The sequence below is a fragment of the Winogradskyella psychrotolerans RS-3 genome (assembly GCF_000427335.1).
Taxonomy (GTDB): domain Bacteria; phylum Bacteroidota; class Bacteroidia; order Flavobacteriales; family Flavobacteriaceae; genus Winogradskyella; species Winogradskyella psychrotolerans.
Window position 1 is genome coordinate 55190 of record NZ_ATMR01000002.1, and the last position, 18902, is coordinate 74091.

At 35.2% G+C, this 18902-nt stretch carries 11 protein-coding genes and 1 tRNA gene; 7 read left to right on the forward strand and 5 right to left on the reverse strand.

What is annotated here, in order from left to right; genetic code table 11:
• Positions 1–283 precede the first annotated feature (283 nt).
• From ADIWIN_RS00265 to ADIWIN_RS00285, 5 genes are read left to right on the forward strand one after another with little or no spacing between them, the layout of a single operon-like run.
• Positions 284–3796 carry a hypothetical protein gene (locus ADIWIN_RS00265; RefSeq protein ID WP_020896542.1) on the forward strand — a complete coding sequence of 1171 codons (3513 nt, stop codon included), beginning with the start codon at positions 284–286 and terminating at the stop codon, positions 3794–3796.
• Positions 3781–5943 (forward strand): T9SS type B sorting domain-containing protein, encoded by a 2163-nt coding sequence (locus ADIWIN_RS00270; RefSeq protein ID WP_020896543.1) that lies wholly within the window; start codon positions 3781–3783, stop codon positions 5941–5943. The genes ADIWIN_RS00265 and ADIWIN_RS00270 overlap by 16 nt, the downstream gene beginning before the upstream one ends.
• Before the next feature lie 15 nt (positions 5944–5958).
• The gene (locus ADIWIN_RS00275) at positions 5959–6897 is read left to right on the forward strand and encodes a PorP/SprF family type IX secretion system membrane protein (protein WP_081669506.1); all 939 of its coding nucleotides are present in this window, start codon (positions 5959–5961) and stop codon (positions 6895–6897) included.
• A 10-nt stretch (positions 6898–6907) separates the two neighbouring features.
• Positions 6908–8791 carry an OmpA family protein gene (locus tag ADIWIN_RS00280; RefSeq protein ID WP_020896545.1) on the forward strand — a complete coding sequence of 628 codons (1884 nt, stop codon included), beginning with the start codon at positions 6908–6910 and terminating at the stop codon, positions 8789–8791.
• A 21-nt stretch (positions 8792–8812) separates the two neighbouring features.
• Entirely contained in the window at positions 8813–9313 is a 501-nt protein-coding gene (locus tag ADIWIN_RS00285; protein WP_020896546.1) for a hypothetical protein, read from the forward strand.
• On the opposite strand, the gene era is transcribed toward ADIWIN_RS00285, so the two are convergent.
• The 4 genes from era to proS all read right to left on the reverse strand — a co-directional run bounded on the left by era (position 9304) and on the right by proS (position 12362).
• Positions 9304–10185, reverse strand: coding sequence for a GTPase Era (gene era, locus ADIWIN_RS00290; protein ID WP_020896547.1), 882 nt, complete (start codon positions 10183–10185; stop codon positions 9304–9306). The genes ADIWIN_RS00285 and era overlap by 10 nt on opposite strands.
• A 245-nt stretch (positions 10186–10430) precedes the next feature.
• Complete coding sequence (rpsT, locus tag ADIWIN_RS00295; protein WP_020896549.1) at positions 10431–10682, reverse strand: 30S ribosomal protein S20; 252 nt, start codon at positions 10680–10682, stop codon at positions 10431–10433.
• Between the two features lie 25 nt (positions 10683–10707).
• A tRNA-Glu gene (locus ADIWIN_RS00300) sits at positions 10708–10779 on the reverse strand.
• Between the two features lie 104 nt (positions 10780–10883).
• Positions 10884–12362, reverse strand: a complete 1479-nt coding sequence (gene proS / locus ADIWIN_RS00305; protein ID WP_020896550.1) for a proline--tRNA ligase — start codon at positions 12360–12362, stop codon at positions 10884–10886.
• 101 nt (positions 12363–12463) lie between these two features.
• On the opposite strand from proS, the gene ADIWIN_RS00310 reads away from it, so the two are divergent.
• A complete protein-coding gene (locus ADIWIN_RS00310; protein ID WP_020896551.1) occupies positions 12464–13516 on the forward strand; it encodes a hypothetical protein in 1053 nt (350 codons plus the stop codon).
• Between the two features lie 34 nt (positions 13517–13550).
• Positions 13551–15071, forward strand: coding sequence for an OmpP1/FadL family transporter (locus ADIWIN_RS00315; RefSeq protein WP_040756049.1), 1521 nt, complete (start codon positions 13551–13553; stop codon positions 15069–15071).
• Positions 15072–15481: 410 nt separating this feature from the next.
• On the opposite strand, the gene ADIWIN_RS00320 is transcribed toward ADIWIN_RS00315, so the two are convergent.
• A partial coding sequence (locus ADIWIN_RS00320; RefSeq protein ID WP_040756051.1) for a T9SS type B sorting domain-containing protein occupies positions 15482–18902 on the reverse strand: 3421 nt, incomplete at its 5' end.

Below are 18902 nucleotides of genomic sequence, written 5' to 3' on the forward strand. Positions count from 1 at the left end.
GAGAATTATGCATCTATAAATAGTATAGACCTAGGCAAAACAATATAATTTACAACTAAAATTGTAAAGAATAAAAACAAAAACTCCTTCAAACACCTAGTTTTAGCTAACATTTGAGACCAATAAAAAAACTACAAAACTGTAGGTTTTAATTTTGCTATGTAAGGGCTATTTACATATATTTGTTTTCCCTCGATCTCTCAATATAGCAAGACAAGAGAACTTGCTGTTCTTAAATATATGGCGTTGATTACAACAAAAGTAATTATTATAAATTTTTTTAATGAAAGCCAAACAGTACAGTTTTAAAAGATATCCTATACTATTAGCATTTCTTGTTATTTCAATATTCTGTGGATTAACAACCGTTAATGCTCAGTGTCCCACAGTTACCAATAGTTCGCAATCACTTTGTGATATAGAATCTGTACTCGTTGGTGATTTACAAGCTATTGATAATGGAGGTGGCATTGTTTGGTACGACTCACCTACTTCAACTGTTCCTTTACTCAATTCAGAAAGTCTTATTAACGGTCAAGATTATTATGCAGACGACAATTCAGGAAGCTGTGGTACAAGAGCGAGGGTAGATATTACAATTTACGGACCACCTGTTGGAGACAACTTTCAAGGAGTTTGTTTAGACGACCCTTCTTTAGCTACGGTTAGCAGCTTAGTGGCTATAGGAAATGATGTTCAATGGTATTTATCACCTTCCGGAGGTACTCCTTTAAATGAGACCGATATTTTAAATGATAACACTATATATTACGCAGATCAAGCAAGTGCAGATGGAAGCTGTAGAACATCAAGATTATCTGTTTTAGTATTGGTTGGCTCTACACCTATACCAACTGGAGATATGGTTCAAAATTTTTGTGTTACGCCAGAATTCACACCTACAGTTGGTGATTTAGTAGCAAGCGGTAACAACAATTGGTATATATCATTGTTTTCCGCATTAGAATTACCACCTTCTACTCCTTTAATAAGTGGGCAAACGTATTATGCTACAACTTTAGATCCTCCTTGTGAAAGTACAGGACGTTTATCCGTTTTAGCTATTTTAGATATCGCTCCAAATGCTGGTGAGGATGGTACTTTAGATTTATGTGATAATACAAACTCTACAATCAATCTATTTACAGAACTTCAAGGCACTCCTGATTCTGGAGGAGTCTGGACACCAACTTTAAATAGTGGTACAGGTATTTTTGATCCAAATATTGATACTGAAGGCATATATACTTATACCGTAAGTTCCAATAATAGCTGTCCTGATGAATCTGCAATAGTGACTGTAACTTTAATTCCAGAACCTAATGCTGGTACAGACGGAACTTTAGATTTATGTAGTAATAATGATGTCATCGATTTATTTTTAAGCTTAGGAGGCACACCTGAAACTGGTGGTGTTTGGTCACCTGCACTGGCAAGCGGTACTGGTGAATTTAACCCAACTATAGATTCAGATGGTATTTACACGTATACAGTGAGCGGTACTCTACCTTGTATAGACGCAACTGCAACAGTAAATGTTTCGGTAACTCCTTATAAGGATGCTGGAGAAGATGGAACTATAGACATTTGCGATACTACAGGAAGTATAGATTTGTTTAATAGTTTAGGAGGCACACCAGATACTGGTGGTGTTTGGTCGCCTGCATTAAATAGTGGAACAGGAATTTTTGACCCTTCTATTGATAGTCCAGGAGTTTACACATATGAATTTACAGGAAATGCGCCTTGCCCTGATGAATCCTCTACAGTTACGGTCATTGTGAATCCATTGCCAAATGCGGGTTCAAATGGAATATTAGAAATTTGTAGTAATGATTTAACAACAGTAGATTTATTTGATAGTCTAGGTGGTACTCCTGAAACTGGTGGCACATGGCTTCCCTCCCTTAATGGTGGAACTGGAGTTTTTGATCCTTCGATTGATACAGCAGGAATTTATACTTATACAGTAAATGGTATTTCTCCTTGTCCGGATGCTTCAGCAAATGTTAACGTCACCATTATACCAGAACCAAATGCTGGTTCAGACGCTACAATCGATATCTGTAGTAACAACGGAACATTTGACTTATTTGACTATCTGGGAGGTACACCTGAAATTGGAGGAACTTGGTCGCCAGCACTTGCAAGCGGAACTGGCATATATGACCCTTTAATCGATACAGATGATACATACATATATACAGTAGCCGGAATAACTCCATGTGCAGACGCAACTGCAACAATTACATTAACCGTTACTCCATTCCTTGACGCAGGAATAGATGGAGCTGTTACAGTTTGTAGTGATGATGGCACAATTGATCTTTTTGATAGTCTTGGAGGAACGCCTCAAATTGGAGGAACATGGTCTCCTTCTTTATCTAGTGGAACAGGAATATTTGATCCTAGTATTGATTCTGGAGGTACTTATACCTATTCAACTACGGGAACAGCACCGTGTTTAGATGATTCTGCCATTGTTGTGGTTACCTTAGTACCATCACCAGATGCTGGTAGTGATGGTACATTACTTTTATGTAGCCTTTCAAATACAGCAGATCTATTTGATAGTCTTAATGGAACACCTCAAACAGGAGGAATATGGTCACCTACACTTCTTAGTGGTACTGGAGTTTTTGATCCTAATACAGATGCAGATGGAATTTACACATACACCATAAACTCTATATGTGGAGCTATTTCGGCAAATGTAACAGTTACCACAATTGATGCTAATAACGCAGGAACAAATGGTACTGTAGAGTTTTGTAGTAATGACACCATTACTCTAGATCTATTCGATAGTTTAGGAGGAACACCAGATGTTGGTGGAACTTGGTCTCCTTCTTTAAATAGTGGAACAGGAATTTTTGATTCAAGTTTAGATACAGCAAATTCTTATACCTATACGGTTTCAAATAGTGCAACACTTTGTCCTGATGATTCTGCAACAGTTTTAATTTCAATTTTACAGGGGCCAAATGCTGGAAATGACAGTACATTAAACTTATGTGATTCAACAAATTCAGTAGATTTATTTGCCAGTCTTGCAGGAAGTCCTGATGCTGGTGGAACATGGTCTCCTACCTTAAATAGTGGTACTGGTATTTTAGATCCTAACACAGATTCAGAAGGTATTTATATCTATACAATAAATAATTCATGTGGCACTAGTTCAGCTTCTGTTACGGTATCTTTTTCAGGTACCAATGATGCAGGAACCGATGGCTCAATTGATTTTTGTAGTACTGATGTCGCGGTCGATTTATTTAATAGTTTAGGTGGTACACCTGATGTTGGAGGGATATGGTCTCCAACACTTGCTAGTGGCACAGGAATTTTTGATCCTAGTATTGATGCTGCTGGTTCTTACACGTATACAATTTCAAGCATGAGTCCTGCTTGTCCTGATGCTACAGCTACAGTTATGGTTTCAGTTTTACAAGGACCAAATGCAGGGAATGATGGGACACTCAATTTATGTAGCTCAACTAATACAGTAGATTTATTTGATAGTCTTGCTGGAACCCCTGAAACAGGAGGAACATGGACTCCTACACTAAATAGCGGAACAGGAATTTTAGACCCGAATACTGATCCGGAAGGTATTTATACCTATACGCTAAACAATTCTTGTGGCACAAGCTCTACAACTGTTGAGGTTTCTTTTTCTGACACTAATGATGCTGGTACTGATGGTGCCATTGATTTCTGTAGTACAGATACAGCGGTAGACTTATTTAATAGTTTAGGAGGAACGCCAGATATTGGTGGCACTTGGTCTCCTTTTTAAATAGTGGAACGGGAATTTTTGATCCTAGTATTGATGCTTCGGGTTCTTACACGTATACAATTTCTAGTCCTAATTGTCCTGATGCTACGGCTACAATTATAGTTTCAGTTTTTCAAGGGCCAAATGCAGGAAATGATGGGACACTAAATTTATGTGATTCAACTAATACAGTAGACTTATTTGATAGTCTTGCAGGCACACCTGGAACTGGTGGAACTTGGTCACCAGCCCTAAATAGCGGCACCGGAATTTTTGATCCAACTACAGACCCAGAAGGTAATTATACTTATACATTAACCAGTTCTTGTGGCTCGAGCACTGCAACTGTTGACGTTTCTTTTTCATCTACTAATAATGCTGGAACAGATGGCTCAGTTGATTTTTGTAGTACAGATACAGCGGTAGATTTATTTAATAGTTTAGGCGGAACACCAGATGTTGGTGGATCGTGGTCACCTGCGCTAACAAGTGGAACTGGTGTTTTTGACCCTAGTATTGATGCTGCTGGTTCTTATACTTATACTATTTCTAGTCCTTCTTGTCCTGACGCTACAGCAACAGTTATAGTTTCTCTTTCACAAGAGCCTGATGCAGGAAATGATGGGACACTAAATTTATGCGACTCAACAGTTGCTTTCGATTTATTTGACAGTCTAGCTGGAACACCTGACATTGGAGGAACATGGACTCCTGCCCTAAATAGCGGAACAGGGATTTTAGATCCTAATACGGATTTAGAAGGTATTTATACCTATACCCTAACTAATTCTTGTGGTACGAGTTCTGCAACTGTAGCAGTATCTTTTTCTGGTAGTAATAATGCGGGAACAGATGGAACAGTTGAACTGTGCAGTAATTCCCCAATCATTGATTTATTTGATCTTTTAGGAGGAAATCCAGATGTTGGAGGAACATGGTCTCCACAACTTACAAGTGGAACTGGAATATTTGATCCAAGTATTGATATTCCTAGAACGTATACCTATACCGTTTCTAGTGCTGGTGCTGCTTGCCCAAGTGATACCTCTAAAGTTGTTGTATCAATTATACCAGACCCAAATGCTGGTAGCGATAATGCACTTAACTTATGTATAGATCAAACCGAACCAATAAATCTTTTTGACAGTATTGGAGGTACCCCAGACACAGGAGGTGTTTGGACACCTGCACTTACAAGTGGAACCGGAGTTTACGATCCAACCATAGACTCTGTTGGTATTTACACATATACTGTTACCTCTGAAGAATGTGGATTAACAGATTCAGCTAACGTAACTGTTACTATTATAGATATTCCAGACATTACAGGTCTAACAATGTCAACAGTTAATAGTGTTGTTTGTGTAGGTTTAGAAGATGCTATTATTGATATTACAGGAGCTAATCAATTACCAGATGGAGATTACTCTATAGTGTATCAACTTACTGATGCTAACAATTCAGTAAATACAATAGCTATTACTATAATAGGAGGAAATGCTACGTTTACAATTGCACAGGCATTATTACCAAATTCAGGTTTAACTAATGTTACACTTTCTCAGTTATTCGTTTTAGGACAAAATTGTAGTGCTATTACCGACACTATAGAACCAGTCTCAATATCAGTAGAAAATTTACCTACACCAGAGATTATTAGTAGTGGTGATGAATTTTGCTCGGAGGATAATCCAACCATAGCAGACTTATCAACTAATATTATTGATGAAGAAATTGTTATATGGTACGATCAACCAATTGATGGTATTCCTTATAATAGCACAGCAGCATTACAAGATGGTGTTGTTTATTATGGAGCTTTAACATCGGAATCTGGTTGTGAAAGCGCAACAAGATTAGAAGTTAGTATTAATTTTATTACTTGTGTTGGAGAGCTTTTAATACCTGATGGATTTTCACCAAATGACGATGGCATTAATGATGAATTCAATATCTTATGGTTAGATGAACTGTACCCAAATTTTAAATTAAGTGTTTATAATAGGTACGGAAATATACTTTATGAAGGTGATATTAATTCACCTAAATGGGATGGGACATCGAAAAACAGCAATACACAGCTTCCTGCTGGTGTTTATTTTTATATTTTAGAATTTAATGAAGGTGAACGCGAAGCACAACAAGGACGAGTCTATCTAAACAGATAATTATGAAATATTAAAATGATACGTAAATTAACTACATATAGCATTGCGATTATAACTCTATTTTTAGGGTTCTCTTCATATGCACAACAAGATCCGCAATACACACAGTATATGTATAATATGAGTGTCATAAATCCTGCATACGCAACTGATGATGATACTTCGATGAACATCGGTTTACTTTACAGATCACAATGGGCTAGATCTATTGGCGGACCAACAACCGGATCGTTATTTATACATTCTAAGATTGCAGATCGTTTAGAAGGTGGTCTTTCTTTTGTTCATGATGAAATTGGTGATGTTGTTAAACAAACAAGTGCTTATGCTGATATTGCCTATGTTATTCCTGCAGGTGATAATTCAAGTTTATCTTTTGGAATAAAGGCAGGAGCCACATTTTACAGTACTAATTTTGATGGATTTGTGTATTCAGATCCACTACCTGATCCTTTATTTGCAGAAAATATAAATAGAACCCTTCCTAATGTTGGAGCCGGTTTATATTATTTTTCAGAAAATTATTATTTAGGCTTATCAGCTCCTAATTTATTACAGACCAAACATCTTCAAGATGATAGTGGAGTTGTTTCTGAAGCTTCAGAAAACATGCATTTATTTTTAACTGGTGGCTATGTTCTAAATTTTGGAGATAACTTTAAATTTAAACCTGCTTTTATGGCTAAGTATGTTAACAATGCACCATTATCTGTAGATGTAACAGCTAATGTATTAATGTATGAAAAAGTAGAATTTGGTGTTGGTTATCGCTATGATGATTCGGTAACTGGTATGGTTAATTTTTCTATGTCGTCAGCGGTTCGTATTGGTTATGCTTACGACCACACAATCTCTAATTTAGGACGATTTAATTCTGGTTCGCATGAACTATTATTATTATTTAACATCGGTAATCTCGGCAAAGGCTACGATAAATCCCCTAGATTTTTCTAATTGAATACACATGAAAACCTTAAAACTATATATACTATTAGCGGCTTTAATAACAGGAACCCTGTGTTTTTCTCAATCGTCAAAAAAAGCAAACATTCTTTATGAAAACAAAGCCTATGTTGAGGCAGCCGAGATTTTTTCAAGCCTGGCTAAAACGGCTGAAAATTTAGAAAAATTAGGAGATTGTTATTATTATAACTCAGAGTTTGATAAAGCTTACAAAGCATACAAACAGGTTTATGATGCCAAAATTAATACTGAGCTAACCGAAGATTTTTATTTTAAATATTTTCAAGTTTTAAAAGGCACTAAGAATTACGAAAAAGCAGATGAAATTTCTACACAACATCTAAATGATACTATAAACACACCTGAATTAAAGGAGTTACTAAAACGTATCGTTCCTTATAAATATGAATTAAAGAATCTAACAGAAGATGTTGGAGGTTCTAGTTTTGGAATTGGACTTCATGGAGATAAAGTTGTTTTTGCATCCACTAAAAACATAGAGAACCCAAACTATAATTGGAATGGTAAACCCTATTTAGATTTATACGAAGGAGTGGTTTCAAAAGGAGACGATATAACCTTAGACAGTATACAACCATTTAGCGATGAAATCAATACTGTAAAACAACATGAAAGTAATGCTGTGTTTACCAAAGATGGCAAAACCATGTATTTTTCTCGGAATCTCAAAAAACGAATTGATTTAGATTCAACAAAAATTGCTGTTGTTAGTATTTTTAAAGCCGAACTTATTGATGAAGAATGGACAAATATAGAGCCTGTTTCTTTTTCGAGCGAAACCTACTCCACAATGCATCCTTCATTAAATAGTGATGAAACTCGGTTATACTTTTCGAGTGATATGCCAAATACTTTAGGCTCATTTGATATCTTCTATGTGGATGTTTTTGCAGATCATACTTTTGGCACTCCTATCAACTTAGGTGAAAATATTAATACGATTCGCAGGGAACAGTTTCCCTTTATTGCTGCAGATAGTACGTTGTATTTTTCTTCAAATGGTAAGCATGGCTTTGGAGGTTTAGATTTATTTGCCAGTAGCGTAAGTAATAATGAATTTTTAGATGCCCTTAACCTAGGAGAAACCATAAATAGTGAAAAAGATGATTTTGCTTTTGTCGTTGTAGATTCTATAAATACAGGATATATATCCTCTAACAGATCTGGTTTAGATAATATCTATACTTTTCAACGTATCGAAAATGAGAGAACTTATTTTATTGAAGGTTTCGTTACAGATAAAGTCACAGGTAAAATTCTTCCAAATACCACAGTAACACTATTTGATAAAGAGGGTAATGTTGTTGCCGAACAATTAGTAGGTGAAGATGGACGATATAAACTTCCGACGCAACCAAGCCAAAACTATTCAGTTGAAGGCTTTCAACCAAAGTACATTCCTCAACTTGAATTTTTTGACACCAATGACAAAGGTAATATTGAGTTTAATATTGAGTTAGAAATTGAATCTTATAAAGATGCTGAAGAAATCGTTACAGATGATGAGGAAGGTAATACGTATATCGAATTAGAGAATATTTATTTCGATTTTGCGAAATGGGATATTAAACCACAAGCGGCAAGAACATTAGATGTATTAGTAGCATTACTGACAAAATATCCTAGGATGGAAATACAACTTGGTGCACACACAGATTCTAGGGCAGGATATGAATTTAACATGGATCTTTCTGAAAAAAGAGCGCGTGCTACTTTAGAATATCTTGTAGAAAACGGAATCCCTAGAGCACGATTAACGTCTAAAGGTTATGGAGAAACTAAGCCGTTAGTTCCTTGTGGTGAAAACTGTACAGAAACAGAATTCTCAATTAATAGACGTTGTGAATTCCTTATTCTACGTTAAAAAATAGTTACACTATAAACTATGGCACTGCCTAATGATATCGTTTTAAGACCTCGATTTAAGTTTGAAATTAATTCGAATAATGAAAGCATATTAAAAGTTTTCGAGGGTATGAAAACGACTGAAAAAGAATTTATAGTTTCTAGAATAGATGACCATGTTTTTATAAAGTTCCCTAAAAAAGATCAACACTTTTGGTCACCGCAATTGCATTTAGAAATTAACGAAGAAACAAGCCATAAAGCAATTGTTCATGGCTTATTTGGACCTAGTCCAACGGTTTGGACCATGTTTATGTTTTTTCATTTTATAGTAGCTGCTTTATGCCTAGGGTTTGGAGTTTGGGCATACACTAATGCCAACCTAGGAAACGCTTATACTATACAATTATTTGCATCACTATTTATGATAATCATTTGGTTCGTCCTCTATTTTGCAGGTCGATTAGGACGCGCAAAAGGAAAACCAGAAATGCACCGACTAAATAATTTTATGAAAGAAACCCTTAGCGCTTATCGTTGATTATAACCAAAACGTTTTAGCTGATTCTGATTGCTTCTCCAGTTCTTATTCACTTTTACGTACAATTCTAAGTGAACTTGTTTTCCAAAGAATTTTTCTAAATCCTTACGCGCTTCTACACCAACACGTTTTAACGCTGAACCTTTATGCCCAATGATAATACCTTTTTGAGTTTCACGCTCTACCATAATAACAGAACGCATTCTAATAATGTCATCTTCTTCAAAAAACTCTTCTGTATCTACTTCAACAGCATACGGAATTTCCTTCTTATAATGTATTAGAATTTTTTCTCTAATAGCTTCGTTTACAAAAAATCGTTCAGGTTTATCTGTTAATTGATCTTTCGGATAAAATGCAGGGGACTCAGGTAATAATTCTATAATTCTATCAAATACATTCTGAACGTTAAAGCCTTCAGTTGCTGATATAGGAAAAAACTCAGCATTAGGTACTTTAGTTTGCCATAATACGGATTGCTCTTCTAATTGTTCTTGATTAGATTTATCAATCTTATTCAATAATAATAAAACAGGAATTTTAGAATTGGTTATTTTATTAAAAAAGGCTTCATCTTTTAGTTCTTTCTCACCTATTTCAACCATATAGATTAAAACATCTGCATCATCAAAAGCTGACTTTACAAAATCCATCATAGATTCTTGCAACTCATATGCTGGTTTAATTATTCCTGGCGTATCACTTAATATAACCTGAAAATCATCACCATTTACAATTCCTAAAATCCGATGTCTTGTAGTTTGTGCTTTGGATGTAATTATTGATAATTTTTCACCAATAAATGCATTCATCAAAGTGGATTTACCAACATTCGGATTGCCTATAATATTTACAAAACCTGCTTTATGCATATTAATTATTTTAATGCAAAGTTAAGATTAATAATGATTGCATCGATAAAGAATCTGTATATCTAAACTCAAAAGAGTTTTAGAAACGCAGAAACGCTATATTAAATACAATGAAAAATCCCTTCTTATATTAATAATGATACTGCTTATGAGTGAAGGATACTTATTAATCATTCAAAAAATAGCAGAAACAAAAAAAGTCTTTCCAAAAGGAAAGACTTTAAATATTTTAGTTGAAACTACAATTAGATTGCAGCAACATGCTTAGTTAACTGAGATTTTAAGTTACCAGCTTTATTAGCATGAATAATATTCTTCTTTGCTAATTTATCTAACATACTGATTACAGAAGGCAACATAGTTTGCGCTTCTTTAGCATCAGTGATATCACGTAATTTTTTTATAGCATTACGAGTTGTTTTATGCTGATATTTATTAAGTACACGTCTTTTCTCGTTACTTCTTATTCTTTTTAAAGCTGACTTATGATTTGCCATTATATTATTTTCTTATTAAAAATTGTAGCCCGTAGGGGAATCGAACCCCTCTTACATGGATGAAAACCATGCGTCCTAGCCGATAGACGAACGGGCCATTTGGTTATTAAAATATTTAAATGAACCTGCAATGTTTGCATTGCGGGTGCAAATATACAACTATATTTCACTTTTGCAACACCAAATTAAATTTTTTAAAAATTAATACGCTTTTGCAAAAAGCACACGCTGTGTCGATGGTTTTCCGCTATAAACACAGGTACCTTCTTCCATTTTATTTGACATAGGAATACATCTAATGGTCGCTTTTGTAAGCTCTTTAATTCTTTGTTCTGTTTCTGCAGTTCCATCCCAATGAGCTGATATAAAACCTGTTTTCGTTTCTAAAACCTTTTTAAAAGTTTCAAAATCTTCTACCTCTGTAGTATGTTCATCCCTAAAATTTTTAGCTTTGGTGAATAATTCATCTTGAATCACCTCTAATAGATCTTTTATCGTTGAAGCTATATCATCTATTTGAACAATCTCCTTAGTTAAAGTGTCACGTCTAGCCAATTCAACCGTATTGTTCTCTAAATCTTTTGGTCCAATAGCAATTCGTAAAGGCACACCTTGTAATTCATGTTGTGCAAATTTAGCTCCTGGTCTATGCGTTGTTCTTTTGTCATACTTACAGCTAACACCTAATGATTTAAGCTCTTTAATAATACTTTCGGCTTTGTCTGAAATGACTTCAAATTGTTCGTCTGTTTTAAATATAGGCACAATAACCACTTGAAATGGTGCTAAATTTGGTGGTAATACCAAACCTTTATCATCACTATGCGTCATAATCAATGCACCGACCAATCTTGTAGATACTCCCCAAGATGTTGCCCAAACATAATCTAGTTTACCTTCATTATTAGTAAACTTAACATCAAAAGCTTTTGCGAAATTTTGCCCCAAGAAATGAGAAGTACCCGCTTGAAGTGCTTTTCCATCTTGCATTAAAGCTTCTATACAATACGTTTCAATAGCACCTGCAAAACGCTCACTTTCTGTTTTTACACCTTTAATAACTGGTATTGCCATAAAATTTTGAGCAAACTCTGCATAAACATCATTCATTTGTTCTGCTTCTACCAATGCTTCAGCTTTTGTAGCATGTGCTGTATGTCCTTCTTGCCATAAAAATTCAGCTGTACGTAAAAATAAACGTGTTCGCATTTCCCAACGTACAACGTTAGCCCATTGATTTATTAAAATAGGTAAATCTCTATAACTTTGAATCCAACCTTTATAAGTATTCCATATAATAGCTTCACTTGTTGGTCTTACAACCAACTCCTCTTCAAGCTTCGCTTCAGGATCTACTCTTAGCTTTCCTGGATTATCAGGATCGTTTTGTAATCTATAATGCGTCACAACGGCACATTCTTTAGCAAAACCTTCGGCATTCTTCTCCTCTGCCTCAAATAAACTTTTAGGAACAAATAATGGAAAATAGGCATTCTGATGTCCTGTTTCTTTAAACATTCTATCTAATTCTGCTTGCATTTTTTCCCAAATAGCATAGCCATAAGGTTTGATTACCATACAACCTCTAACGGCAGAATTTTCTGCTAAATCGGCTTTTACAACCAATTCATTGTACCATTTTGAATAATCCTCAGCTCTACTTGTAAGATTTTTGCTCATTTTCCTTGTTTTGGCACAAATATTGTGCTTATGTTAAATGTATTAAATAATACAGCAAAACTAACTATTTTTGCTATGTTCAACAATAAAATAAAAGAGATATGCAATTTAAAACTATAATAACTCAAAAATTGCCATTTTTTGTTGCACTCGGTTTAATAACCGCGTTAACTTCTTGTGGTTCGTTTCAGTATGCAGGTTATGACAATGACGGCATTTATGCTACTGAAGAGTACGAAAATGATACAGAAGAAACTGTAATTACTACTTCAACAAACGATTCTAACTATTATAAAAACTATTTCGCTGAAAATTCGGCTGAAGTCGATGCTATACAAGAAGAATCTGAAGTGTTTACAGATATAGATTCTTATGAAGGGAATTATACAGAACAAATAATCGATACCCTAGAGCAACGACCTGCTTACGGAGGTTGGGGACAAAACAGTAATACGGTTACTATTAATTATATAGACAATGGTTGGTATGGATATAATAGTCCGTGGAATTGGAATAGCGGGTTTGGCTATGGCTACTATGGTTGGGAACGACCTTGGGGATGGAATAATCATTGGTCTTATGGAGGATATTATGGTAATGGTTATGGATACGGTTATGGTTACGGTCATTATGCCCCTTGGGGATATGGGTATAATAATTATGGTTGGAATAATGGTTACAACAGAAATAACCGATATGCCTATAATACAACTAGAAGAGGATCCTTGTTATACAATAACAACTTAAACCGTAGAAGCAATTCTGCATTATCTAGAAGTGATTATTCATCTCGAAGATTATCAAATTCTTCAAGTCTATCTAGAAATAGTAATAACAGTAGCTTAAGATCGAGTACATCTAGAGCAAGAACAACTAGAAACACAACGATAACAAGTCCTACTCGTACCATTAGAAATTCTTCTACAACATCAAGAAGAGTTACTAGACCTACTACAACCAGAAATACAAGTAGAACCACAACCACAAGATCAACAACTCCTACAAGAAGCACAAGATCGTCAGGCACAGTGCGTTCAAATTCTAGTAGTTCATCAAGATCTTCTGGGACAGTAAGATCTTCTTCAAGTAGTTCTAGTTCTAGATCTAGTAGTGGTAGTTCATCTAGCAGTAGCAGAAGAGGTGGTAGAGGATAAAATAATAGTAGTTCCAAAATTTAATATATTACATATGAAAAAGTTACTTATGCTAAGCATAGGCTTAATAAGCACGTCTTATATTTTAGCTCAAGACATTACAGATGCACTTAGGTATTCCATGGATGAAATTCAAGGCACAGCTCGCTATAGAGCGATGGGTGGTGCATTTGGAGCCTTGGGGGGCGACATGTCTAGTATTAATATTAACCCTGCCGGTTCTGCTGTATTTAATAATAGTCATGGTTCAATATCATTAGGTTTATTGAATACGAATAATGATGTTAGTTATTTTAATGGAACTAATTCTTCTTCCAATTCTAGTATAGATTTAAATCAGCTTGGTGCTGCATTTATTTTTAAAAACACGAACGAAAGCTCTGGTTGGAATAAATTCGCTTTAAGTTTTGCCTATGATCGTTCTGCAGATTTCGATAACGATTGGGTTGCTAATGGTGTAAACCCAAACCGAACAATAGGCGATTATTTTCTATCTAATGCGCAAGGGTTACGATTAGATGAAATTTCAGCCTTGCCTGGTGAATCAATATCAGAAGCTTATTCAGAAATAGGATCATTTTATGGCTATAGAAACCAGCAAGCATTTTTAGGTTTTGAAGGATTTATCATTGATCCATCAAATAATACAGATGAAAATACAGATTATGTAACGAATATAAATGGTGGCAACTATAATCAACGTTATGCTTATTCTAGCAGAGGCTATAATGGAAAACTAGCATTTAATGTTGCAACGAGTTATAATGATAAACTTTATTTTGGATTGAATCTGAACTCACACTTTATTAATTATGAACGAACGACACTTCTTAACGAGTCCAATTCAAATGCGAGTTCATTAGTTAATCGTGTGAATTTTGAAAACAATTTACTAACTACAGGTAGTGGCTTTTCATTTCAATTAGGAGGTATTGCAAAAATTACTGAAGAATTAAGAGTAGGCTTATCTTACAACTCACCTACTTGGTATAGAATTTCTGACGAAACGTCTCAATATTTAGCAACTTCGAGATTAGAGGGAGGAATTAACGTTAATCAAGTCGTAAATCCAAATGTGATTAATGTTTATGAAGAATACAAATTACAAACTCCAGGCAAAGTTACAGGTAGCTTAGCTTATGTTTTTGGCAGATCAGGCTTATTAAGTTTTGACTATGCTGTAAAGGATTATAGCAATTCAAAATTCAAACCGACAACAGATGCTCTTTTCTCAAGCTTAAATAACAGTATAAGCAATGATTTGGATTCTGCTGCATCTTACAGACTGGGAGGCGAATATCGTTTTAAACAAATTAGTTTTAGAGGAGGTTATCGTTTTGAAGAGAGTCCTTATAAAAATGATAATTTTTATGGAGACCTTAATGGCTATTCCTTAGGTTTAGGATATAATTTTGGTAACCTTAATATTGATTTTGCTTTCAGCCAGTCCGAACGTGATTATAATTACAAATTATACACAGAAGGTTTAACAGATTCTGCACAAATTGAGTCTAAACTTACTGACTTTGTTTTAACCTTAGGTTTCAATTTATAAATAAAGACAACTTAAAAAGTAAAAAAAGACGTGAACATATTCAATATGTTCACGTCTTTTTTTTGTTTCTTATAATAATAAGAAAAAGTAACTCGTTTACTTCCAATCAAACTCTTGTCCTAATGATTTAAAATATAGTTTTAATAATTATTTTAAATGCATATAACTATTAATGGGATGAACATATTAAGCCTTACTATCAGTTTTATTTTCTCTTATAAGCAAACTAAACGTGACACTATTTAGAGATCCATATAATGACTCTTATATTTATTTTATATATCTATATAAAAAATTAACCATAGCGTTGACAAGGAAAGCAAATACAGTTTTAACTTCACATTACTATAAGGCAAAAAAAAGCCTGAACATATTCAAATGTTCAGGCTTTTTTATATTTCAAATTCAATTTATCTTTTTAAACTAAAATGAGCTTTAAATTCTTTACGTACACCGTCGCTTGGTTCGTCATACTCTACTGTGAACCAATAATCACTTGTTGGCATAGCTTCATTATTAAACGTTCCATCCCAACCGTTGCCATCGGGACTTAATTGCTTTAATAATTTTCCGTATCTGTCGAATATATAAATTATTGCATTACTTCCAATACCTTCAATGTTCCAAGTTTCATTATTTCCATCTCCGTTGGGCGTAAAATACAGCGGATAGTCGATAATAAACCTTGAGGTTGTTATTAATCCACAACCATTTTTGTCTCTTGCCGTGATCTCATGGTCTCCTGCTGACAACCCTGTAAAGATGTTGTCATCTTGCCATGGACCTCCGTCCAAACTGTATTCATAAACACCTATTCCTATTGCTATAGCTTCTAAACTGTGATTATCTGCAAAAGCTGGTGTTAAGAGTTCTACGGTTAAGCTTGGCGGTTCACTTTCTATAACGTCAGTCGTATCCACATTAGTACAATTGGTTACTGTTGATGTACTCATGTCTGTTACTAAAACATTATAGCTTCCTCCTTCTACTGGTATGATGCTTGGACCTGTTGCCCCTGGTATAATAGTATTATTATAACTCCATTCAAAACTATAGTCCGTTGCTGATAAACCTGTATCTATCACTAGTGGGTCTAATGTTTCAGTACCATTAGTATTTAAACATAGGATATACGTCTCTTCTAAATCAAACTCTGGTAACGGATTAACTTGTAAAGTAACTTCTGCTACGGCATAACATATAGAGGTATCATTGCCTGTGGTGCCATCTGGTGTATCATTATCTACTCGTGCATAAATAACTTGTGGGTTAACTGTATTTTCATAGAGTGTTGGTAATGGATTTACCTTTAAGTCCGCATCGTCTTGCGTTTCATAATAGGTTACCATATAGTTTAGTGGATCTTGACCATCCAAGACTTCTGGGTCTCTAGTGATTAAATCAAACTGTGCACTATCATTGGTTGGATCTCCATCAGTTTCCATCTCATCATCACAGGTTTCATAAAGAATTGGTGCCATATTTGGATTGGCTTGTGCCGCTTCTTGAACTTCTATATTAAAGCTTTGTGTGCTAATTGAACATCCTGTTACATTGTTTGTAATGGTCACAAATATCTGCTGTGGGTTGCTTGTGTTTGTGTACAAACTTACTAAACCATTCATACCAGCTTCGGCATCAGCTAAATTATCGTGATAGCTCACTATAAATTGCGTTGGATCTTGACCATTTAAAACTTCGTCGTCTTTAGTGGTTAAATCAAAACTATCAAAGCCATCGGTATTTAATTCACATTGTATAAAGTCCGTTACCGCCACAACTGTTGGTAATGGATGTACAACAATCGTAAAATCAACTAAAGCATAACAGCCTGTAACATTATTGGTCACCCTTACATAAATCTCTTGTTCTGGTGTTTCTGTATTGGTATACTGCGTTGGATCTGGTATGACATTGCTTGCTGAGTTAGCATCGTCTAAACTCTCATAGTAGCTTGCCGTCACTCCGGCTTCTCCATTAAGAATGAGTATTTCATTTTCCGTAAGATCAAAAACCTCTACTCCATCTCCGGTGTTAACGTCATCACACAACTCTAAGTTTGGTAATTGATCGCTTGGTGTTGGTGTTGGGTTTGGTAATACTCTTATGGTTAATGTTGCAAAATCTACACAACCTGTATTGGTATCGGTAACCACCACATATAGTGTTTGTGGATTAGCACCTAATCCGTTTATAGACGTATTGGTATACTGTGTGGGATCTGGTATCACATTCGTCTGAGATTGTGCATCGGCATTGGTCTCATAATACGCTACGGACCAACTTGCATTACCTCCTGTAATCTCATTATCTTTCACCGTTAAATCAAAGGACGTGAACTCATCTCCTGGTGTTTCACCTAAGTCATCACACACACTTAATTGTGTGGGTTGTACGGCTACTGGTGGTAAGTTGACTTCTAACTCAAATAGCCCTGTATCCTGACAACCTGTTGTTGGATTAAACAAACGCACATAAATGAGTTGTGGATTTGCGTTATTGGTATAATTACCAACATTGATAATTGGATTGTTTCCACTTGCTGCATCTACTTCACTAACATGGTAAGTCAATACAACTTCTAATGGGTCTTGACCGTTTAAAATCTCATCATCTTTAGTGGTAAGATCAAATTGAGTGATTCCATTATCATCGGTATCACATATAGTGTAAGATTCTATACTTGTTGGCACTTCTGGTGATGGTAATACAATTAATTCTAGTGTATTAGTTGTAAGACTGTAACAACCGGTTAAGGTATTCTCTGAACGCACAAAAATCATTTGGTTATTCGCTACAATGTTGGTATACAATCCTGTGATTGGGTTATCATCATTCTCTGCATCGGTCTGCGTCTCGTGATAGCTAATTGCTACATTTGGTTCACCATTAGTGATTTCTACGGTGCGCTGTGTTAAATCGAATTCTGCAAAACCATCATTATCATCATCACAAACTTCTATTGGTGTTGGATCTGATTCTGGTGAAGGAATTGGATCTACACGTAAAGTTACCGTTACGGTATTGTAACAACCTGTGACATCATTTTCTGCTCTTACAAAAATAGTCTGTGCATTACTTGTGTTTACATATGGACTTGCAATTGGATTTGTTGCATTGTCGGCATCCAATTGTGTCTCATAGTAGGTTAAGCTAATACCTGTTTGGCCATTTAAAATCTCTTCATTAGCCTCTTCTAAGGTAAAGCCTTCTTGCTCATCTCCTGGATTATTAACATCACACAACTCTAATGGTGCTGGTGTTACTAATACAGGTAATGGGTTGACGATTAACTCTAAACTTGTGATTTTATAACAGCCTTCTACTGTGGTATTGTCCTCTACACGTATCCAAATAATTTGGTTAAAATCGTCTGTGTTGGTATAAGCGAGTGGATTGTTTATTGGATTGTTGGCTGCAGCTGCATTGGCTTCGCTCTCGTAATAGCTCAGAATATATTGGCTTGGGTCTTGACCGTTCAATACTTCTGTTGCTTTAGTGGTTAAATCAAAACTAGCAAAGCCATCTGCTGAGATATCATCACAGGCTTCTAATGCTGTTGGCGCGATTAATTGTGGTGTTGGCTCTACGATTAACCTTAACACTACAATTGTAGCACAGTCTGTCGCTATCGTTGGACTTTCTATTCGGGCATATAAGGTTTGTTCACCTTGTACAATGTTGTTATAATTAACGGTAGTGTCTATAGCATTTACTCCATTTTCTGCATTAATTTCTGTTTCGTGATAGGTTACCTCTAATCCTGGTGCTCCTCCGGTGATCTCATTATCTACATCTGTTAACGTAAATACTCCAATGCCGTCATTGTCT

Coding starts and splice junctions, on each gene's coding strand:
- ADIWIN_RS00265 (WP_020896542.1), top strand. CDS start 284: ATGAAAGCCAAACAGTACAGTTTTAAAAGATATCCTATACTATTAGCA.
- ADIWIN_RS00275 (WP_081669506.1), top strand. CDS start 5,959: ATGATACGTAAATTAACTACATATAGCATTGCGATTATAACTCTATTT.
- ADIWIN_RS00280 (WP_020896545.1), top strand. CDS start 6,908: ATGAAAACCTTAAAACTATATATACTATTAGCGGCTTTAATAACAGGA.
- ADIWIN_RS00285 (WP_020896546.1), top strand. CDS start 8,813: ATGGCACTGCCTAATGATATCGTTTTAAGACCTCGATTTAAGTTTGAA.
- era (WP_020896547.1), bottom strand. CDS start 10,185: ATGCATAAAGCAGGTTTTGTAAATATTATAGGCAATCCGAATGTTGGT.
- rpsT (WP_020896549.1), bottom strand. CDS start 10,682: ATGGCAAATCATAAGTCAGCTTTAAAAAGAATAAGAAGTAACGAGAAA.
- proS (WP_020896550.1), bottom strand. CDS start 12,362: ATGAGCAAAAATCTTACAAGTAGAGCTGAGGATTATTCAAAATGGTAC.
- ADIWIN_RS00310 (WP_020896551.1), top strand. CDS start 12,464: ATGCAATTTAAAACTATAATAACTCAAAAATTGCCATTTTTTGTTGCA.
- ADIWIN_RS00315 (WP_040756049.1), top strand. CDS start 13,551: ATGAAAAAGTTACTTATGCTAAGCATAGGCTTAATAAGCACGTCTTAT.